General features: G+C 73.0%; 16 protein-coding genes. 8 read left to right on the top strand and 8 right to left on the bottom strand.

Annotated features, from left to right (window positions below; translation table 11 throughout):
* Positions 1-3: 3 nt before the first annotated feature.
* Complete coding sequence (locus ACGF15_RS27955; RefSeq protein WP_345615161.1) at positions 4-525, bottom strand: GtrA family protein; 522 nt, start codon at positions 523-525, stop codon at positions 4-6.
* Between the two features lie 131 nt (positions 526-656).
* Here ACGF15_RS27955 and ACGF15_RS27950 point away from each other — a divergent pair, with 131 nt between their 5' ends.
* The 3 genes from ACGF15_RS27950 to ACGF15_RS27940 are packed head-to-tail and all read left to right on the top strand — an operon-like array spanning position 657 to position 3,592.
* Positions 657-1,850 carry a 5-(carboxyamino)imidazole ribonucleotide synthase gene (locus ACGF15_RS27950; RefSeq protein ID WP_345615162.1) on the top strand — a complete coding sequence of 398 codons (1,194 nt, stop codon included), beginning with the start codon at positions 657-659 and terminating at the stop codon, positions 1,848-1,850.
* The gene (gene purE / locus ACGF15_RS27945; protein WP_362606555.1) at positions 1,847-2,383 is read left to right on the top strand and encodes a 5-(carboxyamino)imidazole ribonucleotide mutase; all 537 of its coding nucleotides are present in this window, start codon (positions 1,847-1,849) and stop codon (positions 2,381-2,383) included. Before ACGF15_RS27950 ends, purE begins: the two co-directional genes overlap by 4 nt.
* Before the next feature lie 6 nt (positions 2,384-2,389).
* Positions 2,390-3,592, top strand: a complete 1,203-nt coding sequence (locus ACGF15_RS27940) for a dipeptidase (protein WP_392802936.1) — start codon at positions 2,390-2,392, stop codon at positions 3,590-3,592.
* Between the two features lie 81 nt (positions 3,593-3,673).
* On the opposite strand, the gene ACGF15_RS27935 is transcribed toward ACGF15_RS27940, so the two are convergent.
* Complete coding sequence (locus ACGF15_RS27935) at positions 3,674-4,033, bottom strand: VOC family protein (protein ID WP_362606549.1); 360 nt, start codon at positions 4,031-4,033, stop codon at positions 3,674-3,676.
* Positions 4,034-4,124: 91 nt separating this feature from the next.
* On the opposite strand from ACGF15_RS27935, the gene ACGF15_RS27930 reads away from it, so the two are divergent.
* Positions 4,125-4,703 carry a CGNR zinc finger domain-containing protein gene (locus ACGF15_RS27930; protein WP_345615174.1) on the top strand — a complete coding sequence of 193 codons (579 nt, stop codon included), beginning with the start codon at positions 4,125-4,127 and terminating at the stop codon, positions 4,701-4,703.
* 302 nt (positions 4,704-5,005) lie between these two features.
* On the opposite strand, the gene ACGF15_RS27925 is transcribed toward ACGF15_RS27930, so the two are convergent.
* Positions 5,006-6,343: a UDP-glucose/GDP-mannose dehydrogenase family protein gene (locus ACGF15_RS27925; RefSeq protein ID WP_345615175.1), complete on the bottom strand. Its 1,338-nt coding sequence runs from the start codon at positions 6,341-6,343 to the stop codon at positions 5,006-5,008.
* A 276-nt stretch (positions 6,344-6,619) separates the two neighbouring features.
* On the opposite strand from ACGF15_RS27925, the gene ACGF15_RS27920 reads away from it, so the two are divergent.
* Positions 6,620-7,777, top strand: a complete 1,158-nt coding sequence (locus ACGF15_RS27920; protein ID WP_345615176.1) for an acyl-CoA dehydrogenase — start codon at positions 6,620-6,622, stop codon at positions 7,775-7,777.
* A gap of 221 nt (positions 7,778-7,998) precedes the next feature.
* Here the strand turns inward: ACGF15_RS27920 and ACGF15_RS27915 are convergent, their stop codons facing one another.
* Positions 7,999-8,685, bottom strand: coding sequence for a TetR/AcrR family transcriptional regulator (locus tag ACGF15_RS27915; protein ID WP_345615177.1), 687 nt, complete (start codon positions 8,683-8,685; stop codon positions 7,999-8,001).
* A gap of 94 nt (positions 8,686-8,779) precedes the next feature.
* Here ACGF15_RS27915 and ACGF15_RS27910 point away from each other — a divergent pair, with 94 nt between their 5' ends.
* Positions 8,780-9,487, top strand: a complete 708-nt coding sequence (locus ACGF15_RS27910; protein ID WP_345615178.1) for an NAD(P)-binding oxidoreductase — start codon at positions 8,780-8,782, stop codon at positions 9,485-9,487.
* A 226-nt stretch (positions 9,488-9,713) separates the two neighbouring features.
* Here ACGF15_RS27910 and ACGF15_RS27905 read toward each other — a convergent pair whose 3' ends face one another.
* Entirely contained in the window at positions 9,714-10,586 is an 873-nt protein-coding gene (locus tag ACGF15_RS27905; RefSeq protein ID WP_345615179.1) for a hypothetical protein, read from the bottom strand.
* 595 nt (positions 10,587-11,181) lie between these two features.
* On the opposite strand from ACGF15_RS27905, the gene ACGF15_RS27900 reads away from it, so the two are divergent.
* Positions 11,182-12,333, top strand: a complete 1,152-nt coding sequence (locus tag ACGF15_RS27900; RefSeq protein ID WP_392802928.1) for an alpha/beta hydrolase — start codon at positions 11,182-11,184, stop codon at positions 12,331-12,333.
* A 75-nt stretch (positions 12,334-12,408) separates the two neighbouring features.
* Positions 12,409-13,530, top strand: coding sequence for an RICIN domain-containing protein (locus ACGF15_RS27895; protein ID WP_392802926.1), 1,122 nt, complete (start codon positions 12,409-12,411; stop codon positions 13,528-13,530).
* A 94-nt stretch (positions 13,531-13,624) separates the two neighbouring features.
* On the opposite strand, the gene ACGF15_RS27890 is transcribed toward ACGF15_RS27895, so the two are convergent.
* From ACGF15_RS27890 to ACGF15_RS27880, 3 genes are all read right to left on the bottom strand, one after another.
* Positions 13,625-14,179 (bottom strand): stress protein, encoded by a 555-nt coding sequence (locus ACGF15_RS27890; protein ID WP_362606539.1) that lies wholly within the window; start codon positions 14,177-14,179, stop codon positions 13,625-13,627.
* 115 nt (positions 14,180-14,294) lie between these two features.
* On the bottom strand, positions 14,295-14,822 hold the full coding sequence (locus tag ACGF15_RS27885) for a stress protein (protein WP_392802924.1): 528 nt from the start codon (positions 14,820-14,822) through the stop codon (positions 14,295-14,297).
* 203 nt (positions 14,823-15,025) lie between these two features.
* Entirely contained in the window at positions 15,026-15,238 is a 213-nt protein-coding gene (locus ACGF15_RS27880) for a hypothetical protein (RefSeq protein WP_392802922.1), read from the bottom strand.
* Positions 15,239-15,387: the final 149 nt, after the last annotated feature.

Raw genomic sequence — 15,387 nt, 5'->3', positions numbered from 1 at the left:
GCGTCAGCGACGGCCCACCGGGTCCGGAGCCGGCTCGCGGACGCGGCGCTGCTCCAGGACGGCCTCCGCCCGCTGCACCGCCTCCCTCGCGGGCAGCGTCCGGAAGACCCAGGTGCGGTAGGACCAGAACCGGAACAGCGTCGCTATCCCGATCCCGAGGAACTTGAACACGTTGCTCTGGAGCGGGGTGTCCCACCCGAAGCCGTAGGTCGCCGCGTACAGGACGCCGTTCTCGATCACCAGCCCCGCCGCGCTGAACAGCAGGAAGAGCGAGAGCTCGCGGGTGCGGCGGCTCTTGTCCCGGTCGCGGTAGGCGAAGTACCGGAAGCCGAGGTAGTTGAAGGCGATGGCCACCACGGTGGCCAGCACGGACGCCCGCACCACCGGCAGATCCGTGGCGTGGCGCACCAGGTTGAACACGCCCAGGTTGACCAGCAGGCCCGCGCCTCCCACGGCACCGAACTTGGCCGCCTCCCGCGCGAGCCGCCGCAGCCGCCCGCGCAGTCCTCCGCCTCGTTCGCTCATGGTGGGTGTCCAACCTCGTCGGCTTCGCCGTGTCGGCGGTGTCGAGCGGCAGTGTCGACACCGTCATGCTAACCACGCGGCCACCGGGCCGCCCGGGCCGCACGGGGGCGATGTGACGGCCGCTACACCGCTTGTCGGAACATACGGGGGACGGGAGCGGTCGCCTCGGCGGATACCCTGAAGGGGTGACGTTCCCGGTAGTCGGCATGGTCGGTGGCGGTCAGCTCGCCCGAATGACCCATGAGGCGGGTATCCCCCTCGGCCTGAAGTTCAAGCTCCTCAGTGACACTCCCCAGGACTCGGCGGCCCAGGTCGTCGGCGACGTCGTCGTCGGCGACCACCGCGACCTGGACACCCTGCGCGCCTTCGCGCGCGGCTGCGATGTGATCACCTTCGACCACGAGCACGTGCCCATCGAGCACCTGCGCGCCCTGGAGGCCGACGGCATCCCCGTCCGCCCGGGCCCGGACGCCCTGGTGCACGCCCAGGACAAGGGCGTGATGCGCGAGCGGCTCGACGCCATCGGCGCCCCCTGCCCGCGGCACCGCATCGTCGCCGACCCGGCGGACGCCGCGGCCTTCGCCGAGGAGGTCGGCGGGTTCCCGGTGATCCTCAAGACGGTCCGCGGCGGCTACGACGGCAAGGGCGTGTGGTTCGTGCGCTCGCAGGCCGAGGCCGAGGCGCCCTTCAAGGCCGGCGTCCCGGTGCTCGCGGAGGAGAAGGTCGACTTCGTGCGCGAACTCGCCGCGAACATCGTCCGCTCCCCGCACGGCCAGGCCGTGGCGTACCCCGTGGTCGAGTCCCGGCAGGTCGACGGCGTCTGCGACACCGTGATCGCCCCGGCCCCCGGCCTCGGCGCGGAGCTCTCCGGCCAGGCGCAGGAGCTGGCCCTGCGCATCGCCCGGGAGCTCGGCGTGGTCGGCCACCTGGCGGTCGAGCTGTTCGAGACCACCGACGGGCGCATCCTGGTCAACGAGCTGGCGATGCGGCCGCACAACTCCGGCCACTGGACCCAGGACGGCGCGGTGACCTCGCAGTTCGCCAACCACGTCCGGGCCGTGCTCGACCTCCCGCTGGGGGACCCGCGTCCGCGCGCGCCCTGGACCGTGATGTGCAATGTCCTGGGCGGCGACTACCCGGACATGTACCAGGGGTACCTGCACTGCATGGCCCGGGACCCGCAGCTCAAGATCCACATGTACGGCAAGGACGTGAAGCCCGGCCGCAAGGTCGGCCATGTCAACACCTTCGGCGACGACCTCGACGACGTGCTGGAGCGCGCCCGTCACGCCGCCGACTACCTGCGAGGAACGATCACCGAATGAGCGCTGTCGTCGGCATTGTCATGGGCTCGGACTCCGACTGGCCCGTCATGGAGCTGGCCGCCCAGGCCCTCGACGAGTTCGAGATCGCCTACGAGGTCGACGTCGTCTCCGCCCACCGGATGCCCCGCGAGATGATCGCCTACGGCGAGCAGGCCGCGGACCGCGGACTGAAGGCGGTCATCGCGGGCGCCGGGGGAGCGGCCCACCTGCCGGGGATGCTGGCCTCCGTCACCCCGCTGCCGGTCATCGGCGTGCCCGTCCCGCTGAAGTACCTGGACGGCATGGACTCGCTGCTGTCGATCGTGCAGATGCCGGCCGGGGTCCCGGTGGCCACCGTCTCCGTCGGCGGCGCCCGCAACGCCGGGCTGCTCGCCGCCCGGATCCTCGCCACCCAGGACGGGGAGCTGATGGACCGGATGCGCGCCTTCCAGCAGGAGCTGAACGACCAGGCGACGGAGAAGGGCAAGCGGCTGCGGGCCCGGGCGGCCGGTGCGGACGCGTTCGGCTTCGGGAAGCAGGGGTCCGGGAAGTAACCCCGAATGACGACCCCCACGGACCACCTGACCCGGGCGCGCGAGCTGCTCGCCGCCCATCCCGTCGTGGACGGGCACAACGACCTGCCCTGGGCGCTGCGCCAGCAGGTCCGCTACGACCTGGACCGCCTGGACGTCGCGGCGGACCAGCGGGGCCGGCTGCACACCGACATCCCCCGGCTGCGCGCGGGCGGTGTCGGCGCGCAGTTCTGGTCGGTGTACGTCCGCAGCGACCTCTCCGGTGACGAGGCGGTCAGCGCCACGCTGGAGCAGGTCGACGCGGTCGGGCAGCTGCTGGCCCGCTACCCGGCGGACCTGGCCCGGGCCCTGACCGCCGACGACATGGAGGCCGCGCGGGCCGAGGGCCGGATCGCCTCCCTGATGGGGGCCGAGGGCGGCCACTCGATCAACAACTCGCTGGCCACCCTGCGCGCCCTCCATGCCCTGGGCGTGCGGTACATGACGCTCACCCACAACGACAACACCGCCTGGGCGGACTCGGCCACCGACGCCCCCGGGGCCGGGGGCCTCACCGCCTTCGGCCGCGAGGTGGTGCGCGAGATGAACCGCCTCGGCATGCTGGTCGACCTCTCCCACGTCGCGGCGAGCACCATGCGCGACGCGCTGGCCGCCACGGCCGCGCCGGTGATCTTCTCGCACTCCTCGGCGCGGGCCGTCTGCGACCACCCGCGCAACATCCCCGACGACGTGCTGGCGCTGCTCCCGGCCAACGGGGGTGTGGCCATGGCCACCTTCGTGCCGAAGTTCATCCTGCCCGCGGCCGTCGAGTGGACCCGTGCCGCGGACGAGAACATGCGGGCGCACGGACTCCACCCCCTGGACACGACGCCGGTCGCGATGAAGGTCCACGAGGAGTTCGAGGCCACCCACCCCCGCCCGCTCGCCACCGCGGCCACGGTGGCCGACCACCTGGACCACATGCGGGCGGTCGCCGGCGTCGACCACATCGGCATCGGCGGGGACTACGACGGCACCGCCTTCACCCCGGCCGGGCTGGACGATGTCTCCGGCTACCCGAACCTGGTCGCCGAGCTGCTGCGCCGAGGCTGGTCCGAGGCCGATCTGGCCAAGCTGACCTGGCAGAACGCCGTCCGGGTGCTGCGTGCGGCGGAGGACGTGGCCCGCGGGCTCACCGCCGGGCGGGGTCCGTCCAACGCGACCATCGAGCAGCTCGACGGGGTGGGCTGAGGCGCCGGAGCGGCAGGTCCAAAGGGGGTGCGCGGCGGTGCCGCGCCCCCCTTTTTTTCGGCTCCGGCGGCCGTGCGCAGTTCAGGCCGCGCAGAGGCAGAACGGATGGCCCGCCGGGTCGGCGTAGACCCGGAAGCTGCGGGAGCGGTCGGCCGCGTCGAGCACCGTGGCGCCCAGGGCCAGCACCTGCTCCTCCGCCGTGTCCATGTCCTCCACCAGCACGTCCAGGTGGAACTGCTGGGAGCGCTCCGGCGAGGGCCACTTCGGCGGCGTGTGCCCGGGAGCGGCCTGGAAGGCCAGCGGGGCGGGACCGCCCCTGAGGTCCACCCAGCCGTCCCCGTCGTCCTCGATCTCGCCGCCGAGCAGCTCGGCGTAGAAGTGCCCGAGGGCGACCGGGTCCGGACAGTCCAGGACGACGGACCCCAGCCTGGCGATGCTCATACCTGCTCCTCCTCCGTTCGGCGTTACCTGTTGATTGCCTCAACAGGTAACCGTTACTGCATGCTGCCCCATCGGAGGTAACGTCGCAACCATGAACGAGCGGAATCCCGCGCCCGGCGGCCTCGCCCTCATCGAGGCCCTGGTGAACACACTGGACGTCGAGACCGGTGCGGACACCCTGGACACACCGCGGAACCGCGAGCGCTTCGGCTTCGCCGCGGAGGAGGCCGAGGACGTCCGCGTCCTGCGCGAGGCCCTGCGCGCCGCCTGCCTCGCCCACGCCGGCCACGGAACCGCCACGGCGCTCGGCCCGCTCCTCGCCGCGGCCCCCCTGCGGGTCGCCGTCGGCCCCGGGGGAGAGGCCGCGCTGCGCCCGGCCGGGGCGCCGACGCTGACCGCCCGGGTCGCCGAGGCCATCGCCGCGGGGGCGGCGGACGGCACCTGGCAGCGTCTCAAGGCGTGCGAGGCGGAGGACTGCCGGTGGGCCTACTACGACCGCAGCCCGGCCGCCCGCAGGCGCTGGTGCTCGATGTCGGTGTGCGGCGCCCGCACCAAGATGCGCACCTACCGCGCACGCAAGGCGGCGCCGGGGCCGCCCCGCGGGGCGGGCGCCTCCGGTGCGGCGGGAGGTACCGCCCCGGGCGCGGGGGGCGCCCAGGAGCCGGTCTGACACCGCCCGGCCGGGTCCCGGGGCGGGCTCCGGCGCGGCCCCCGGCGGCGGGGGCGCTGCGCCGGGCGCGGGTGCGGGTACGGGGTGCGGGTGCGGGGTGCGCCGGGCGCGGGCGGCGGGGGTGCAGGTGCGGGCGGTGCGCCGGGCGGTCTTCGCCGCGCGGGCGGGGTGCCTGAATCACGGAAGGCCGCCGGCCCCGCAGCAGGACCGGCCCGCCGCGCGGGCGGGGGTGCCTGCCGGCCGGGTGCCTTCCGGCCGTGGTGCCTCTCCGGGGGAGCCTCCGGCGGGGGCCGGGAGGTCGCTCAGGCCCGGGGGCGGCCCATCGCCCGGTACGTCCAGCCCGCCGCGCGCCAGGCCTCCCCGTCCAGCGCGTTGCGCCCGTCCAGGACGATGCGGCTGGACACCGCCTCGCCCAGCACCGCCGGGTCCAGCTCGCGGAACTCGCGCCACTCGGTCAGGTGCAGCACGACATCGGCGCCCCGCACCGCCTCCTGCGCCGAGTCCGCGTAGGCGAGCGTCGGGAACAGGCGCCGGGCGTTGTCGTTGCCCTTGGGGTCGTAGACGGTCACCTGCCCGCCCTGGAGCTGGATCTGGCCCGCGACGTTCAGCGCCGGCGAGTCACGGACGTCGTCGGAGTCCGGCTTGAAGGTCGCGCCGAGCACCGCGACCCGCTTGCCCAGGAACGAGCCCCCGCCGACGGCCTCGCGCGCCAGCTCCACCATGTGGCCGCGCCGGCGCATGTTGACGGAGTCCACCTCGCGAAGGAAGGTGAGCGCCTGGTCGGCGCCCAGCTCGCCCGCCCGCGCCATGAAGGCGCGGATGTCCTTCGGCAGGCAGCCGCCGCCGAAGCCGACGCCCGCCCGCAGGAACTTCCGACCGATCCGCTCGTCGTGCCCTATGGCCTCGGCCAGCTTCACCACGTCGCCGCCCGCCGCCTCGCAGACCTCGGCCATGGCGTTGATGAAGGAGATCTTGGTCGCCAGGAAGGAGTTGGCCGCCGTCTTGACCAGCTCGGCGGTGGGGTAGTCGGTCACCACGAAGGGCGAGCCCTCGGCGACGGGCGTGGCGTACACCTCGCGCAGCAGCTTCTCGGCGTGCGCGCTGCGGACGCCGACCACGATCCGGTCCGGGTGGAGGGTGTCGTCGACGGCGAAGCCCTCCCGCAGGAACTCCGGGTTCCAGGCGAGCTCCACATCGCCGGGGGACTGCTCCTCCAGCACCCGGGCCAGCCGCTCGGCGCTGCCCACCGGCACGGTGGACTTGCCGACCACCAGTGCCGGGCCGTGCAGGTGCGGGGCGAGCGAGGTGAAGGCCGCGTCCACGAAGCTCATGTCGCAGGCGTACTCGCCGTGCTTCTGCGGCGTGTTCACGCACACGAAGTGGACGTCGCCGAAGGCGCCGACCTCCTCCCAGGAGGTCGTGAACCGCAGGCGGCCGGTGGAGCCCTCGGCCCCGGCGACATGCCGCCGCAGCAGGTCCTCCAGGCCGGGCTCGTACATCGGCACCCGGCCGGAGGAGAGCAGCTCGATCTTCTCGGGCACCACGTCCAGGCCCAGGACCTCGAATCCGAGCTCCGCCATGGCCGCCGCGTGGGTGGCCCCCAGGTAGCCGGTGCCGATCACGGTGATCTTGAGGGCCATGCGTGCTCCAGTAACGATGCGGACGGGTGCGCCCCGGCGGTGCGGTCGGGTGCGCGCCCGAGCATATCCGCGGTCCGGTCGGCGGCCCATGACCCGCCCGCCTGCCCGCCCGGCCGGGACGCCCCCGCGCTCCCGGCCGCGGCGCCCCGCGCTCCCGGAGGCGCCCCGGCCGCCCCGCGTGGGCCGCTGTCGCCAAGCTCACCTATGCCCCGAGCGCCGGTGCCGTCTAAAATTGGGTTACTTAACGGTAGTTAGCAGCTTGGGGAGTGAGAGACCTTGGCAGGATCGGCCGACTTCGATCTGTACCGCCCGTCCGAAGAGCACGACATGCTCCGCGAGACGGTCCGCTCCCTGGCCGAGGCGAAGATCGCGCCCCATGCCGCGGCCGTGGACGAGGAGGCCCGCTTCCCGCAGGAGGCCCTGGACGCCCTCGTCACCTCCGACCTGCACGCCGTCCATGTGCCGGAGACCTACGGCGGCGCGGGTGCCGACGCCCTCGCCACCGTGATCGTCATCGAGGAGGTCGCCCGGGTCTGCGCGTCCTCCTCCCTGATCCCGGCCGTCAACAAGCTGGGCTCGCTCCCGGTGATCCTCTCCGGCTCCGAGGCGCTCAAGGCCAGGTACCTGGCGCCGCTCGCCAAGGGCGACGCCATGTTCTCCTACTGCCTCTCCGAGCCGGACGCGGGCTCCGACGCGGCGGGCATGAAGACCAAGGCCGTGCGCGACGGCGACCACTACGTCCTCAACGGCGTGAAGCGCTGGATCACCAACGCGGGCGTCTCCGAGTTCTACACGGTCATGGCCGTCACCGACCCGGAGAAGCGCTCCAAGGGCATCTCGGCCTTCGTCGTCGAGAAGGGCGACGAGGGCGTGTCCTTCGGGGCTCCGGAGAAGAAGCTCGGCATCAAGGGCTCCCCGACCCGCGAGGTCTACCTCGACAACGTCCGCATCCCCGCCGACCGCATGATCGGCGAGGAGGGCACGGGCTTCGCCACGGCGATGAAGACCCTCGACCACACCCGCATCACCATCGCGGCCCAGGCGCTCGGCATCGCCCAGGGCGCTCTCGACTACGCCAAGGGCTACGTCCAGGAGCGCAAGCAGTTCGGCAAGCCGATCGCCGACTTCCAGGGCGTCCAGTTCATGCTCGCGGACATGGCCATGAAGATCGAGGCGGCACGTCAGCTCACCTACGCGGCGGCGGCCAAGTCCGAGCGGGGCGACGCCGACCTCACCTTCCAGGGCGCCGCGGCCAAGTGCTTCGCCTCCGACGTGGCCATGGAGGTCACCACCGACGCGGTCCAGCTCCTGGGCGGCTACGGCTACACGCGCGACTACCCGGTGGAGCGCATGATGCGCGACGCCAAGATCACGCAGATTTATGAAGGCACGAATCAAGTGCAGCGGATCGTGATGGCGAGGAATCTGCCCTAGCAGGTTTCTTGCAGGTCGGACACGGCCTGGAAGCGGCCGCCACCGGCGCCCACGAGGACAGCCCCCGGCATCACGCCGGGGGCTGTCCTCGTCCGTGCCGTGCTGCGGGCCGTCCGGTCCGCCGCCTTGCTCCCGGGCTCGGCGTACAGGGACCGGCACTCCGGTTCCGGTTGCGCCCGCAGGCCGCCGGCGGCGGCACGGCCCCGGTCGCGGGTGGCGGTTCAGGCGCTCCCCGGCTCGTCCGGGTGGAGGGCGTCGAGGATCAGGGCGAGGCCGAAGGTGAACTCGTCGCCGTAGGCGTAGCCGGGCTTCAGAGCGTGTTCGGTGGCCAGTTCGGTGAGGTGCGGGTAGGTGTCGGCGGGCATGTCGCGGAGGATCTCGCTCGCGACGTCGTCCAGCTCGTCCGGATTCGTGAACGGCAGGCTCAGCTCCTGCATCACGAAGCCGTACAGGTAGCTGTCCACCAGCGAGACGGCGTGCGCCGCCATGGGGACCGAGAAGCCCCCGGCGCGCAGGGTGCCGAGGACGGCGTCGTGGTGCCGCAGCGTCGCGGGGCCGGGGCGGCTGCGGGAGTCCATGAGGCCGACGGCCCAGGGGTGCCGCCGCAGCACTGCGCGCGCGGAGTCCGTCCGGTGGCGCAGGGCGCTCTTCCAGTCCGTGTCGCGCGGCGGCAGGTCGATCTCCTCGAACACGGCGTCCACCATGCCGTCGAGGATGTCGTCCCTTCCGGCGACGTGGTGGTAGAGCGACATCGCCTCGACCCCCAGCGGTGCCGCGACGGCCCGCATGGTGAGGGCCGCGGAGCCCTTCTCGTCCGCCACCGCGACCGCTGCGCGGATCACCCGCTCGCGGCTGAGCGGAGTGCGGGTGGACGCCTTGCGGCGACCGCCTTTCCCTCCCTCGGGCATGCGCCCTCCCTCTTCGCTTCCTTGACTGCCTTACGCCATAAGGCTACCTTGCCTTACAAGGTAAGGTAGCTGTGTCGGTGAGGGGCTGTGTGCCATGGACGCGAATCGTGTGAAGAAGGTCTGCATCGTCGGAGCTTCGGGGAAGCTCGGGCAGTACATGGTCCAGCACGCGCTGGACCGCGGCTACGAGGTCGTCGGCGTGTGCCGGGAGAAGAGCGTGCCGAAGCTCGCCGCGTTCGAGGGCCGGATGACCGTCGTCCCCGGCGACACGAACGACCCCGAGGTCATCCGCCGGGCCGTCGAGGGCTGCGACGGGGTCCTGACCGTGCTCGTCCCCTGGGGAGTGCGCCAGTACTCCTCCGGGACGGCCCAGGCGGTGCTCGACCACGCACGGCCCGGCGCCCGCCTGGTGTTCTCCTGCGGCTGGCACATCACCCGCGACGGCAAGGACCACTACTCCCGCCTCTTCCGCGCAGGGGTCCGCGCCTCCGCCTGGGTCGGCAAGGCGCTCCGACTCGTCGAGATCGACGACCAGGTGGAGGCGTGCGACCGGGTGTTCGCCAGCGACACCCGGTGGACCGTGGTGCGCGGCAGCTCCCTGGAGGAGGGCGAGAGCCAGGGGCTCCCCGTGTGGAGCCGGCACGTGGGGGACCCGATGCTGGCCAGCGATCTGACGCGCCGTGTGGACTTCGCGCTGTTCATGGTGGAGGCGCTCACCGACGACTCGCTCGTCCGGGAGGCCCCCGCGATCGTCGGCCGCCTCGCCCCCAGCGCCGTCGCCCACGCGCGCGAGCGCGCGTAGGCCGCGGCGGTGGCCGGTCGGCCCGGCGCGCCCCCGGCGGGCGGGGCGCCCGGCGAGGGCGCGCCGCCCGCGCCCGGACGCTGTGTGCAGGGGCCCTCCCTGGGTGACCTGCTCGCGCTGGTCGGCGCGGGCGTCTGGGGCGGGTGGGCCGTCGGGCAGCGGGCGGAGGGGGGCCGGGGTGCTCCGCGGGGAGCACCCCGGGCGGTGCCGGCCTGCGGGGCGGGCGCTACTTCTCTGTGAAGACGTCTTCCGGAGAGTCGGCGGTCATGGCGCGGGTGAGCCAGGTTCGCAGGGTCTCTGCGTCGCGGCAGGCGTCGATGCGTTCGCGGGCCTCGGGAGTGAGGTGTACCCCGCGCAGTTCCAGGACGGTCAGGAGACTTTCCGCGCGGCCTTCCACGCGGCCTTCGTCGCGGATCTCTTCGGAGAGGGGGGAGGTGTAGAAGGAGAGGTCCACGGCCACCAGGTTCCTCCACTGCTCTGCGGCCGGGCGGTTGCCCAGGCCCTGTGCGGTCAGTTCGACGATGGGTTCGACGATGCCCTCCGGAGCGTCCCGGAGAGCGGCGGACAGCGTTTTCAGTATGGCACCGATGTCCGGATCGCCTGCGTGCGTGATGGCGGAGAGCGTGGCGAGCGCGAGGTCCTTGCGGGCCTCCGCCACGTCCCGGATGACCGGAATGTTGTGCGGACCGGCGACGAGCGGCCGCAAGGTGAGGGACGGCCAGGAACGGTGGCCGATGAGGACCGGGCCGGCGGCCCACTCTGCGGTCGCGCGGTCCTGGCACACGACGAGGAGAAGTGGTGGCGTGCGGTACTTGGTGTACAGGAAGGACAGGTAGTAGGCCCAGCTTGCGGGCTTGTCCGGGTCCTTCTTGCCCTGCGACTCGACTGCGAGGAGGAAGGCCCCGTCGGACTCCGTGTCGATGCGTAAGAGAGTGTCGACACGGCGTTCGAGAGGCCGGGGCTCCGTGAGGTCGGTGGGCAGGATCGTGGCCGAGACCGGCGGGGGGAGCGAGATCCCGAGTACCTCGGAGAGGCGGGAGAACAGGTTCGGGTACTCCTGGAAGATGCGGTGCATCGCCTCGTGGGGAGAGCTGACCATGGATGTCCTTACGTGGTGCGAGGTCCCGGCAGGTCCGGGTGGCGGCACGCGGCCCTGCCGCCCCGGCGGGTGCGGCCGGTGTGCGGTGCCGTTGCGCCGGGGGGAGGGGCGTCGGACGGCGTGCGCGACCGGGCTCGTGTCAGCGCCGGGACGGGTGCACCCGCGCACCGCCTGCTGACGCGCCCGCCCGGGTTCGCGACCGCCGCCCCGGCCGGGCCTGCATGTGCCCGGTGCCGTCGCGGCGAGCATATGCCCGCCCCCCGGACCGGCATCCAGCCCATTCGGATCAGTTCACCCTTGCGGGTGGTGCGGGCCCGAGCGAGGTGGGCGCTCCACCGCTCCGTCGAGTGAGAGGAAGAACTGCGCGACGATCCTTCGTATGGCTGGTCTCCCGTGGTGTGAGGGCCCCGGCGCCCGCTTCGCGGCGACGGTTCCGGTGGCTGGTTCGCGGGGCGTTTCGCAGGGGTGGGCCGGTTCGGGGGCCGGGATTCGTCGCCGTCGTGCGCGGGGTGTGCGTCAGGGGCCCGGCCGGTGAAGCGGAAAGTTTTCTAGAAATCGTCTCTACAAAGTCATCCGGCGCCCCCACACTCGGACCATGGCATCCCGAACCCGGACCACGGCCCCCGGACAGGCCGAACCCACCGGAGCGTTACGACGCCGCGCGGCCGCCCTGCTCGCCGGGCCGCTGCGGCGCGCGGGGACCGCGGCCTCGGCACTGGCGCTCGCCGCCGTACCGCTGCTGGGCTCGTCACCCCCCTCCGCCGCGGCGGGCCCGCCCGAGCTGCACGACGGCTTCGGCCTCACCCAGACCGCACCCGCCACGGGCACCGACACCAACTTCGTGATCACCGTGACCACCCCGGAGGTCGCCGGTGAGCACCGCATCAGGATCCTGCTGCCGGAGGGCTACGCCGACGCACCCGACCGGCGCTACCCCGTCCTGTACTTCCTGCACGGCGCGTCCGACGACCCCGGCAACCCCGCGCTGGCCTACCCGGCGCTGACCGCGGCGCGTTCGATGATCACCGTGATCCCGGACGGCGGCCGCCGCGGCTGGTACGCGGACTGGCGGGACCAGGACACCGCCGCGGGCGCGCAGCGCTGGGAGACCTTCCACATCGAGCAGGTCCTCCCGTTCGTCGACGCCAACCTCCGGACCGTGCGGGAGCGGGGCAGGCGTGCCGTCGCGGGGATCTCGATGGGCGGCTTCGGCGCCCTGCACTACGCCCAGCGCCACCCCGGACTCTTCGGCCATGTGGCCACCTTCTCCGGGGCGAACGAACTCTCGCGCAACCACGCCGTCATCCGGGCCGCGGTCGTCGCCACGCTCACCAACGTGGGCGCACCGCTGTGCGGGGGGAGTTCCTGGCCCACCTGCGGGTACGACTTCGGGCCCGCCGTCTCCAGCGACGCCCTCTTCGGGTCCCCGTACCCGGTCCTCGGCGCGGACCGGCTGTGGAACGAGGCCGACCCCATCGCCCGCATGGACCGGCTGGCCGACACCGGCATCGCCGTCTACGCCGGTGACGGCCGCGGTGATCCGGGCGAGATGGAGTTCTGGGTCGCTTCGGCCGCTCAGCACACCAAGGAGCGCCTGGACGCGCTCGGCATCCCGCTGCACTACGTGGCCTACGGCGACGGAACGGGCTGGGGCGAGCACTGCGACGGCGGCCACAACAGCGGCTGCTGGGCGCAGGACCTCGTGGACTACGTCCCCCGGCTGGAGGCGGAGTTCGCCGCCGGCTGACCGGCGCGCACCCCGGCCGAGCAGAGACCGCGCACGACACGAAACCGCGTACCGACCCGAGAGGAAGGACCCTCAGTGACACCTCGCCCGTTCCCGGCCGGACCCCGCTCCGCGGCGCCCGCGGCCGGCCTGCGCGCCCTGCCGCGCCTGCTCGCCGCCGTCCTGGCGGCCTGCGGCGTCGTCCTCGGGCTGCTCGCCGCCCCGGCCGCCGCCGCCCCGCACGCCGAGGAGGCCCCGGCCGCGGCATCCGCCTGCTCGCCGCCGCTCGGCTGCATCCCGCTCACCTCCGTCAGCAACGGCCGCAACCTCGACGTGCAGAACGGCTCCACCGGCGACGGCGCCTTCATCGTCACCAACTCCGCGCCCGGCTACCACCAGTCGTGGACCCTGCGGGTCGACCCGGTGGAGTCCACCTTCGCCATCGCCAACGACGCGACCGGAAAGTGCATCACCCTCGGCTGGCCCGCCCTGCGGCAGCAGACCTGCCGCAACCAGGCCGGCCAGAAGTGGTACTTCCAGCCGGTCGCCGGATCGCACGAGGTCTTCATGATCCGCAACCAGAGCGACGGTTCCTGCCTCGACCTTGTCGCCGACGCCCAGTACGACGACGCCTGGACCGGCCGGTCCATCTGCCACGGGCGTCCCAACCAGCGCTGGTCGACCACCTCGCCCGCCGCCTTCGACCTCGCCGTCGACCGCGGCGCCCGGATGTGCCAGAAGAACCCGTCGAGTTGCTCGTGGAGCGTGCAGCACGAGGCGCCGGCCGCACCCCTGCCGACGGTGTGCGCCTCCCCGGTCTGGTTCAACAACACCGCCTCCACCGCCCACCAGACCTTCTCCGTGACCGAGACGACCGGCTGGTCCAGCTCCATCGGGACCACCCTGTCCTCCGGTCTCACCGCGGGCACGGCCCCCGCCCTCCAGGCGGCGGTGGGCACCCAGCTCACCTTCACCAACCTCTGGCAGGGCTCCAGCTCGGTCGGCAACGGCATCCAGGTCTCCGTGCCCCCGTCCCAGTACGGATGGGTCACCCTGTCGCTGCTCGCCCGCCAGGTCACCGGCACCTGGACCTTCGACGCCCAGGGCTTCCCCTGGCAGGCCGAGGACACCGTCACCGTGCCGGTGAAGGACGCCCCGGGCGGCGGCGCCACCGTCTACAGCGCCAACACGGCGCCGGAGTTCACCTCCTGCGCCTGACGGGCGCGCCCGCGCCACGGGATGCGGCGCACGCGCCGGGCCCCGGCGATCCGGAAGGGATCGCCGGGGCCCCGGCGCGCGGTGGGAGGCTCCCTCACCAGGAGCGGTGGAACGTCACATGCCCGCCGTTGCGGTCGAACCAGCCGCGGAAGCCCCAGTTGATCCAGCCGCCGTCCCCGGTGTTGGTGAACTCGCCCGACTCCGAGACCCACAGTCCGTAGTAGATGTTGCCCCACTGGACGTTGGCGTAGACGCGCTTGCCGTGGAGCCGTTCCTGGTACCCCTGGCTCAGGTTGAACAGCATCACGTTGTGCCGTCCGCCGGCCGCGTCGAAGGCCTTGTTGACGGCCTCCTGGACGAACTTGCCGCGGTTGTCCGTCTTGACGCTGCGGATCGCGTCCGCGATGGCCTTGCCGCGGCCGAGCTGGTCCATGGCGATCTTCACGCTCGGCGTCTTGGCCGCCGCGGCGGCCGGCAGCGCCTCCTTCGCGCCCGGCGTGTCGGCGGCGGTGGCGGTGGGCGCGTCGGCGGTGGCGGCGGTGGCGGTGGTCGCCGAGGGGAGCGCGGCGGCCTGGGCGGGGGCCACGGCGGCGCCCGTCACGGCGAGAGCGGTCAGGGCGATCGAGGCGAGTGCGGTGTTCCGGCGCATGGCGGAGGTCCTTTCCGTCGGGATGCGAAGGGGGCTGGGCAGGGCGTGGGGGCGGCTGCGGCCGCCGGGCGGGCACCTGGGCCCCGGCCGGAGCAGGCCGGTGCCCCGCGGGCGGTCACCAGGAGCGGCGGAAGTTCACCGTGGAGCCGTTGCGGTCGAACCAGCCGCGGAACGCCCAGTTGATCCAGCCGCCGTCGCCGTGGTTGACGAACTGCCCGGACTCGAAGACCAGGACCCGGTAGCGGCCGTGGATACCGCTCACCCTGGCGTCGTAGACGACGCCCCGCAGGTTGGCGGTGTGGCGGATGTTGTCGTTCATCACCATGACGTTGTAGCGCTGGCCCGATTCGTAGAAGGCGCCCTCCATGAGGCTCTTCACATAGCCCGAGCGGTTCTGCTTGCGCTCGATCGCGTCGTTGACGATGTTGAAGATCTTCTTGGTGATGTCGAGGACGGCCGAGGCGACGTCCACCTTGCCCGCCTGGGCGCCGAAGGCGCCGGGGAGGACCCCCTGGGCGGCCGCCGCGCGCGGCTGGGAGGCCGGTGCGGGCGCCGCGTGGGCCGCGGCGGCCGGTACCAGGACGGCGGCCGCGGCCACCGAGGCGACGATGCCGGTCGCCAGGTGCTTTCGGGGTGTACGCATGATGTTCTCCTTTTCGTGGGTTTGCCGGGGCGGCCCCGGTCGGGGCCGCGTGGGGTGCGGCCTTGCGGAGCGGAGGAACCGGGGGATGAGAATCGCGCCGAGCGGGCAGGCCGCTTTCCGGGGAGGGGGAGAGGGGAATCAGCCGCCCGTCCGACGGCGGACGGCGGTGCCGCGGGCCGCCCGCCAAGGCGGCGAGGGCCGGCTCACCACGATGTCGTGAGATGGGCCGCGATGTCGTCGGAGGCGGTGTGCCGCGGGCCTGTGCGGCCGGCGGTCCGGTCCCGGGGCGGGGCGGCCGGGCGGGGAGCGGCGGAGCGGCGGTGCAGCAGCACCGCGAGCACCCCGAGGCACAGCAGGGAGAGAACCGGCCATCGGAGCGGTCGCGAACTCCGGTGGCCGAATCGGGTGTTGGTCATGGGTGTGGACGGATTCTCGCGGGTGGCGCGGAACCTCTCCGGGGAGACGCCGCTCTAGGGGCTGTCCGGCGGATCATGTGCGGAGCCATAACCGGATGGCGGCGACGGTGACCGTGCCGTGGAAGACGTAGGCCCGCTTGTCGTATCTC

It is taken from the genome of Streptomyces sp. NPDC048001, from assembly GCF_043203115.1.
Classification (GTDB): domain Bacteria; phylum Actinomycetota; class Actinomycetes; order Streptomycetales; family Streptomycetaceae; genus Streptomyces; species Streptomyces sanyensis.
Note: the sequence above shows the minus strand (reverse complement) of the source record. Positions and strands in the feature narration are given on the sequence as shown.

What these genes read in the sequence shown, in the direction of transcription:
- ACGF15_RS27955 (WP_345615161.1), bottom strand. Translation starts at nt 525, where the DNA reads ATGAGCGAACGAGGCGGAGGACTGCGCGGGCGGCTGCGGCGGCTCGCG.
- purE (WP_362606555.1), top strand. Translation starts at nt 1,847, where the DNA reads ATGAGCGCTGTCGTCGGCATTGTCATGGGCTCGGACTCCGACTGGCCC.
- ACGF15_RS27940 (WP_392802936.1), top strand. Translation starts at nt 2,390, where the DNA reads ATGACGACCCCCACGGACCACCTGACCCGGGCGCGCGAGCTGCTCGCC.
- ACGF15_RS27935 (WP_362606549.1), bottom strand. Translation starts at nt 4,033, where the DNA reads ATGAGCATCGCCAGGCTGGGGTCCGTCGTCCTGGACTGTCCGGACCCG.
- ACGF15_RS27930 (WP_345615174.1), top strand. Translation starts at nt 4,125, where the DNA reads ATGAACGAGCGGAATCCCGCGCCCGGCGGCCTCGCCCTCATCGAGGCC.
- ACGF15_RS27925 (WP_345615175.1), bottom strand. Translation starts at nt 6,343, where the DNA reads ATGGCCCTCAAGATCACCGTGATCGGCACCGGCTACCTGGGGGCCACC.
- ACGF15_RS27915 (WP_345615177.1), bottom strand. Translation starts at nt 8,685, where the DNA reads ATGCCCGAGGGAGGGAAAGGCGGTCGCCGCAAGGCGTCCACCCGCACT.
- ACGF15_RS27910 (WP_345615178.1), top strand. Translation starts at nt 8,780, where the DNA reads ATGGACGCGAATCGTGTGAAGAAGGTCTGCATCGTCGGAGCTTCGGGG.
- ACGF15_RS27905 (WP_345615179.1), bottom strand. Translation starts at nt 10,586, where the DNA reads ATGGTCAGCTCTCCCCACGAGGCGATGCACCGCATCTTCCAGGAGTAC.
- ACGF15_RS27900 (WP_392802928.1), top strand. Translation starts at nt 11,182, where the DNA reads ATGGCATCCCGAACCCGGACCACGGCCCCCGGACAGGCCGAACCCACC.
- ACGF15_RS27890 (WP_362606539.1), bottom strand. Translation starts at nt 14,179, where the DNA reads ATGCGCCGGAACACCGCACTCGCCTCGATCGCCCTGACCGCTCTCGCC.
- ACGF15_RS27885 (WP_392802924.1), bottom strand. Translation starts at nt 14,822, where the DNA reads ATGCGTACACCCCGAAAGCACCTGGCGACCGGCATCGTCGCCTCGGTG.
- ACGF15_RS27880 (WP_392802922.1), bottom strand. Translation starts at nt 15,238, where the DNA reads ATGACCAACACCCGATTCGGCCACCGGAGTTCGCGACCGCTCCGATGG.